The 6,966-nt window shown below is 71.5% G+C and carries 5 protein-coding genes and 2 pseudogenes; 5 read left to right on the plus strand and 2 right to left on the minus strand.

The window, feature by feature from the left end; genetic code table 11:
- Positions 1-559, minus strand: a pseudogene (locus tag GTQ99_RS25375) (hypothetical protein); the annotation flags it as partial.
- Positions 560-1,966: 1,407 nt separating this feature from the next.
- Between GTQ99_RS25375 and GTQ99_RS17440 the strand changes: the two are divergent.
- The 5 genes and pseudogenes from GTQ99_RS17440 (at position 1,967) to GTQ99_RS27585 (ending at position 6,328) form a co-directional block, all read left to right on the plus strand.
- Complete coding sequence (locus tag GTQ99_RS17440) at positions 1,967-2,443, plus strand: type II toxin-antitoxin system prevent-host-death family antitoxin (protein WP_166617000.1); 477 nt, start codon at positions 1,967-1,969, stop codon at positions 2,441-2,443.
- A gap of 10 nt (positions 2,444-2,453) precedes the next feature.
- A complete protein-coding gene (locus tag GTQ99_RS17445) occupies positions 2,454-2,870 on the plus strand; it encodes a PIN domain-containing protein (protein ID WP_166617001.1) in 417 nt (138 codons plus the stop codon).
- Positions 2,871-4,153: 1,283 nt separating this feature from the next.
- The gene (locus GTQ99_RS17450) at positions 4,154-4,492 is read left to right on the plus strand and encodes a hypothetical protein (RefSeq protein WP_166617002.1); all 339 of its coding nucleotides are present in this window, start codon (positions 4,154-4,156) and stop codon (positions 4,490-4,492) included.
- A 208-nt stretch (positions 4,493-4,700) separates the two neighbouring features.
- Entirely contained in the window at positions 4,701-4,886 is a 186-nt protein-coding gene (locus GTQ99_RS17455; protein WP_166617003.1) for a hypothetical protein, read from the plus strand.
- 445 nt (positions 4,887-5,331) lie between these two features.
- Positions 5,332-6,328 (plus strand): annotated as a pseudogene (locus GTQ99_RS27585) (IS5 family transposase).
- Here the strand turns inward: GTQ99_RS27585 and GTQ99_RS17465 are convergent.
- Positions 6,329-6,802, minus strand: a complete 474-nt coding sequence (locus tag GTQ99_RS17465; RefSeq protein WP_166617004.1) for a hypothetical protein — start codon at positions 6,800-6,802, stop codon at positions 6,329-6,331. It abuts the pseudogene before it with no gap.
- Between the last annotated feature and the right edge of the window lie 164 nt (positions 6,803-6,966).

Consider the following 6,966-nt stretch of genomic DNA (forward strand, 5'->3'; position numbering starts at 1 on the left):
CGATCGGCTCGGGGAACAGTTCCAGCCACTCCTGCTCGCGGAAGTACAGCAGTTCGTCCTCCACCGGGGGCAGCCGCCGCGGGCGGCCCTGCACCAGGTCGGTGGTCATGACCTCCAGGTTGACGGCGCGCAGTTCCCGGTCGCGGCGGCAGGCCGCCTTCTGCTCGGGCGTGCGCGCGCCCCACAGGTGGGCGAAGGTGAGCGGACCGGGCCGCTGCGCCGTGCCGCGCCCGGCCAGCTCGTCCAGGCGCGCGGCCAGCCACGGGGTGAGGGCGGCCGTCGACCCCTGCCGGCCCAGGCCGGTGAGGATGCCGTAGGAGTTCCTCGGAACCTCCACCCGCAGCAGGTGCGCCACGCTCCAGCCCAGCCCGACGACCGCGCCGACGACCACCAGGCCCGCGCCCACGCCGCCGCTGAGCACCGGCAACCAGGAACCGGCCCCGTCGTCCTCGTCCCAGGTGATCACCGAGGTGAGCAGCACCACGCTCCCCGGCGCCACCGCCAGGGCCAGCCGCAACCCGGCCCGCCTGCTCGCGGCGACCAGACCCAGCGCCTTCACCAGCGACCACGCAGGACGCCTTCGCGCTGGCACCCGCGCCGCCGACCCCTCCGCGACGCCTACCGAGGTTTCCGCGACGCTCACCGGCGCTCGAGGAGCCACCCGCCCACGCACTGCCGCCGCCACGTCCAGTCCAGCGGTCAGCAGGCTGAACAGCGGCGTGGTGGCTCCCGCGGGCTCGAACAAGGACATCAACCCCGTCCGGCCCTCGGAGGCTACCTCCCGGCGGCCGGCGAGCTCCTCTGCCACGTCATCCAGGCGCCTGAAACCCGCTCCCGCCACGGAGCGCCCGCACTCTGCGGCCGCCGCCAAGGCGGCGGCGATGGCTCCCGCCGAGGCGCCTCCGAGGTTGACGAAGCGGTAGTGCCGGGAGAGCACCGTCACGGCACGGGGGTACACCACCCCGCTGGTGATGCCGCCCTTCATGGTCAGGTCGCACGTCGCGTGCGGTGGCGGACCTGCGTGCGGCTCGGCGTTCGGATCGACCAGCAGCGCGTCGCGTGCCACCTCGTCTGTCGTCATGACGTACCTGTCCAGGGGTGTCGACGCATGAGTGCTCATCAGCGGCCTGAGGAGCTGGTTCACCTGGTACTCGGCCAGCGCAGTGGTGACGGGGACTCGTCCGCCAGCACCGAGGTCGGATGTTCAACTGTCCACGTGCTGGGAGGGGCAGCTGTGGGACCGTACGAGGTCCAGTGCGACTGAGGTGATCGTGACCCGACGACTGTGCTGCGATGCAAGCATCGGGTGATCCCGCTGTCGCGTGGGGAACTGGCAGTGCTCATGTTCCAGAAGGTGTTGCTCCACCCACCGGCTTCCTGAGGTCTTGCATCACGCAGGGTGACAGATCGACCGTCGCTTGAGAAGACCCACCAGAGGGGGACGCGCGCAGCAGCCGCGACTACCCGTCCACCGCCTCCACTGCGCCTCCGGCGAGCACCGCGTCCCCGTCGGCACTGCGCCCGCGGCTGCCCCGTGGCCGCAGGTCTAACCGTGAGTGTGACCGCACGACGGCTGCAGGTGTGGCCACGCCAGGGGCAACGGTACAGCTGAAGCCATCACGAAGTCCTACGGCGGCACCCCTGTCCTGCGCGGGGTGAGCTTGGCGCTGCAGCAGGGGCCCGCGGGCGGGGAACATCGGCTGGCCGGCCGGCACCACCCGCACCACCTCGGCGATCTCCTCGGTGATCGGCGTGAGCGCGAGCGCCGGTACGTCGTGGTGGTCCCTGCGATGCGGCGGCCACACGCGCTCGTGCCCGTACTCGCTCGTGCTCGTGCAGCGTCGGCCTACCGCGACCTACTGGGACGCGCCGTCCTCCTCGCCGCACTGCGATCAGCGTCGTCCTCGGCGCTGCCGTAGGACGACACCAGTGGGCAAGTCGTAGCGAGCTCGCTACACTCGAGCGGGTGAAGACCATCCCCGTGCGCGACCTGCGCAACGAGTACGGTCGCGTCCTGCGTGAGGTCGAAGAGGACGGTGAGACCTACACCATCACCAACCACGGTCGAGCCGTCGCGCAGATCAGCCCCGTCCCCCAGGCCGCCGGCCCACGCGAAGGCGTCCCCCTCGGTGAGGCGTTCGGGCAGCTGTCCGCAGCGATGACCACCAGCGACATCGACGCCCTGAAGGCCGACCTGGACCAGGCCCGGTGGGAGCCGCGCGACCCTTTCACCGAGAAGGTCCTGCGCGATGCCGGGCTCGATGTGGCGGCCGCCGACGAGGTGGAACGCATCCACCGCGAGCACCTCGGTCAGGAACGCTTCGGCCACGAGCGGATGGACGCGGGGAGCAAGGAGGTCATCGCTCGCGAGTCCGAGCAGTTCGCGGCCGACCAGGCTCAGTTCAGCACCGGCAGGACCATCAGCGTCGAGGGCAACGGGTGAGCGAGCAGCGGTGAGCCACCTGCTCGACACCAACGCCGTCCTCAACCTGCTGGATCCGCGCGTGCCGACGGCGCTGCCCGCGAGCACCATCACCCACATCTCCGTCATCACGCACGTGGAGCTCAACTACGGCATCGCAGCCGCACTCAACCGCCACACCACGGAGAGCACCGCCGAGGCCAGTCGGCGCACCGCCAACCTCCAGCGGGTGCTGTCCACCTGGACGCCCGTACCCCTCGACAGCACCATCGCGGCCGCCTTCCAGCAGGTCGCCGAATCAGCCCTCAGTGCGGGGCAGAATCCTCGCCAGCGGATGAACGACCTGATGATCGCCGCGACCGCCCTCACGCGCGACTGGACGCTGGTCACCAACGACGAACCGCTGACCCGGGCACTGACCCCGCTGGTCCGAGTAGTTCCGCTGTGAGCAGGGCCGGGCGGGGCTGAGCGGGCCGGACGGGGCTGGCAGCGAGCGGCGGAAGACGGCGGCGTACGCCAGGCGGGCCAGGGAGCACCGGTCGTCGTGCTGCATGGCCTCGCGTGCCCGCGGCTCGGTGGCGATGGTGATGTCGCAGGCTCCACGCGGTGAACGCCTGCACCGCCAGGGCAGCTACGTGCTCGGCACCGTTGCGGTGACCTTGTGCAAGACACGGCCACGCCGTCGGTGATGCGGTCGCTGACGTCGGGGTCGAGGACTCCCGTGGCGAGTAAGCGAGCCGCGACCCCGTCGGTCAAGAGTTGGTGAGGGTGTCGCCGTGACCGGCAGTGGGATCCCTCGGCCCAGCTGCCGCGGTCCACCAGACGAGCAGCGCGTCATGGCTGCTGTGGTGCGTCAGCGCAGCTGCCAACGCGGCGCCCGTCATGCCGGTACGCGAGGGGCTGTCGTCACCGCGCAACCACACGATCCGCGCCTGGGTGCTCTCGCGCACGACCGCGGCCCGCTCGCCGCTCAAGCCTGCGGCGACGGGCAGCGCATCCGGGCCGGCAGGCCGGTGACGTCCGCCAGGGTGCGAGCCTCGTCCACAGAGGGTCCTCTTGTTGCCCGGGGCTAGCACCGGGCGGTGCGAGCGAGTGGAATGGAACGAAGATGCGAGACGGTCGTCGGGCTCGCGCCACCGACCCGGCGGCGATGCAGCAGCCGTATGAGGGTGCTGCGACCGGCTGGGCGCAGCCGCGAGCCGGAGCAGCGGTGAGGTGGAGCGGCCGCAGGACGAGCGGGCCCGGACGATGCCGACGCCGCGGCGCGCCAGGCAGATGGGTCCGGAGCAGCACCAAGGGGCAGTGCCGCTGCGAAGCGGTAACCGCAGCTGATCGCTCCCGACCCCGGCCGCACGCTCGACCCGAAGACCCCGCCGACCTCGCGCGGCGCTATCGAGCGGCAGCTGAGCGGAGCACTGGAGGGCGTCGATCGCCCCGCCGCCGGGAAGTGGCGCAACAAGCAGAAGGCGCCGTGCGTTCTCCCGGCGCTCGCGCGCTGAGCGGCAGTAGGTTCACCCCGTGGCCAAGCATGACGGCAGCGCGCAGACTCGGACTGCTGCGCCGCCCATGCCCCGCGGGTGGTTGCAAGCCGCAGTCATCTTGGTCTTGCTCGGCTTGCTGACGGGCTTCGCGTACATCGGTGTGACGTACGGGCTGTCAGCGCGATCACCGGAACGAACGCGGTTGGTGGTGCCCGCTGCTGCCCCATCGGTGACGGTGACGAGGACGGACATGCCGGGAGTCGCGTCCGGTGAGCCGTTCCCGGCGCCGGCGCGCACGATCACGCTGCCGGCCAGGACGGTCTACGCGACGACGACGGCGCTGCCCACCGAGGTCTCCGCGGGTGCGACAGCGACGATCTACGTCCTGACCCGCTCCGCGCCGGAGTCCAAGTCCGTCTTCGACGAGTACATCTGGCCGATGGTGCTCTCCCTGGCGCCCGGCTCGTTGACGCTGGCGGCGGGAGCGGTGGTGTGGCGGTACAAGCAACGCCGCCCGGCGCCACCGGCGCCCGTCCCAGGCCCCACGGGCCCGCCGTCAGGAGGACGGCCGCCGGACGGCTACTTGTAGGCTTGAGGCACTGCCCGCGAGGAGCGGGCGTGTGCCTTGAGGTGGGGAGTCGCGGCTCTGGTCATCCCCCCCGCCCCCTGCCACGCTGAGCCCCTGTCGAAGGGGGACGACGATGCATCCAAGAGACCCGGGCGAGCCGGCCCAAGCCCAGCGCAACGGCAAATGGGTGATGGCCAACCGCGGCCCCCGCCGAGATCCGGAGCCGTCCATGTGGCCCGTCGCCCTGGTTCTCATCGCGCTGGCCGTCTTCGCGCTCGGTGTCTTCGGCATCATCAGAGCGGTCGCGGGCAGCCCGCAGGACAGGTGGTGCGCGGACATCAAGGTGCAGACGCAGCAAGCCGGGGCGTTCGAGTCCCCTGAACAGCAGGCGGAGTGGTACGCGAAGTGCTCGTGACGTGCGGGAGGGCTCGCCACTGAGGTGAGCCCTCCCGCATGCTGCGGCCCGTGAGCGCACTCGCACCGAGGCCGAGCCGCGGGGTGTCGTCGTATCACCATCATCATCAAACGGGTTTCATCGGAGAAGGTCAGCGCGGAGCGCCGTCCTGGCGGTGGTGCTGGAGCTGCACCTGGTCCTCACCGTCGTGGCGGCAGCGACCGAGCCGTGAGGAACGGGCGGGCATCGGGTGGTGCGGTGCATCAGCGGCGGTGCCCTCACCGCGACGCGGCCTCGTGTCTCACACCCCATCGTGGAGGTCCGTGACCGTTGGCGCAGCCGAGTGCGAAGCGGCGGCGGCCGCGGCAGGGTGCATCGCCTCTGAGAGTGTTGCGTTACTGATCATCGGCAATGAGTGAAGTGAGGCGGTGGCCTGGCGGCCACCGCCTCACTTCATGATCAGCCGGTGTGTGCGTGCTCGTGCAAGCCGGCCTACGACTCCAGCCTGCTGGATGCCCAGTGGCAGCTGCTGCAACCGCTCCTGCCGCAGCCTGATCGACGCCGCGGTGGCCGCCCATTGGTGCATCCACGTCGGCTGGTCATCGACACGATCCTCTACGTCCTCACCACCGGCTGCCCCTGGCGCGCCATCCCCCACGACCTGGCCCCGTGGTGGGTGGCCTCTCCCCCGCACGCGGGAGGTGCCCCCAGCTGGTTCACCACCTGGACCGCGGATGGCACCTGGGCCCGCATCCACGACATGCTGCGCGAGCGCCTGCGCCTCGCCGACGGCCGTGACCCCCAACCCTCCGCCGCCGTGCTGGACTCCCAATCGATCAAGACCAGCCACGGCGGCCAGGCCATCGGCTACGACGCCGGCAAGCGCATCCGAGGCCGCAAACGGCACTGGGGGCACCTCCCGCTTGCGGGGGAATGGTCGACACCGGCGGCCTGCTGCTCAAAGCCGTCGTGCACTCGGCCTCACTGCAAGATCGTCACGGCGCCAAGCGGGTCCTGAGCGGCATCAGCGAGCGCTACCGCCGGCTGGGGCTGGGGCTGGGGCTGGTCTGGGTCGACGGCGGCTACGTCAACAGTGTCGACGCCTCACTGGTGGGTTGGGCTGCAGCCGAAGAAGGCACCGAAGTGGTGGCAGTGCCACGCAACGCGAACGTGCGAGGCTTTCAGGAGGGGGCACCTCCCACGCGCAGCATGGGGGAATGCCCAGGCGCTGGGTGGTGGAACGGACCTTCGCCTGGTTGACGAGGTGCAGACACTCGGCACGCGACTACGAACGCAAGACCGCCCACTCCGAAGCCATGATCCAGGTAGCCTCGATCCGGCTCATGCTGGCCCGCCTGGCCGGCCAAGACGTCGAGCCGCGCGGTCCGATCGAGACCGAAGCAGCCCGCCGCCTGGCCGAGGACGGCACCCTCACTCCCGAGTCGAAGACCGACCCTCAGTGATCACCGGGTAACGCAACACCCTCCAAGGCGCGGCGGGGTGCGGGCGCCGCCGGGCAGGTGCCCACCGGCGCCCGCGCCCTGCTGCGCCCAGCGCGGCGAGGCGGCGGCGCTCCAGCGCTCCGGCGCTGCGGCGAGCAGGTAGCCCCCGCCGCCAAGCACGGCCGTGGCCGTGGCCTGCCCGCCCGCGCCGAGGAGAACCGCCGCGGTGGCGAGGAGCGCCAACCACGTGCCGAGGGCGTACTGCAGCACGTCGCGCTGCAGCCTCCCGCTCATGAGGTGGAGCAGCCCGGCGACGAGGCCGGTGCCGGCCGGCCACGCCGAATTCTGCAGGTTCTGCGCATCGAGGGCGGTGATGAGCAGGAAGAGCGCCGCGAACCCGGCGACCCAGGCCTCGCCGAGGAGTGCGCCGGTCAGGGCGGTGACGACGCCAGTGGCGAGGACGGCCGCGGGCAGCCAGGGCGGCAGCGCCGGCAACAGGCCGGGCCCGCCAGCGAGGGCGGCGGTCCGGTGGCCGAAGAGCCAGGCCCCAGGCGAGGTAGGTGGGGCAGTTGTCGACGGGCGCGGCGGGCGCCGCCACGGGGCCGGCGGTGGTGGTCGCGAGGATGGGGCGGTGGTGGTCACGGCGGACTCCCGGGGGG

Origin of the sequence: Kineococcus vitellinus, assembly GCF_009906315.1 — a bacterium.
Taxonomy (GTDB): domain Bacteria; phylum Actinomycetota; class Actinomycetes; order Actinomycetales; family Kineococcaceae; genus Kineococcus; species Kineococcus vitellinus.

What these genes read in the sequence shown, in the direction of transcription:
- GTQ99_RS17450 (WP_166617002.1), top strand. Translation starts at nt 4,154, where the DNA reads ATGCCGGGAGTCGCGTCCGGTGAGCCGTTCCCGGCGCCGGCGCGCACG.
- GTQ99_RS17455 (WP_166617003.1), top strand. Translation starts at nt 4,701, where the DNA reads ATGTGGCCCGTCGCCCTGGTTCTCATCGCGCTGGCCGTCTTCGCGCTC.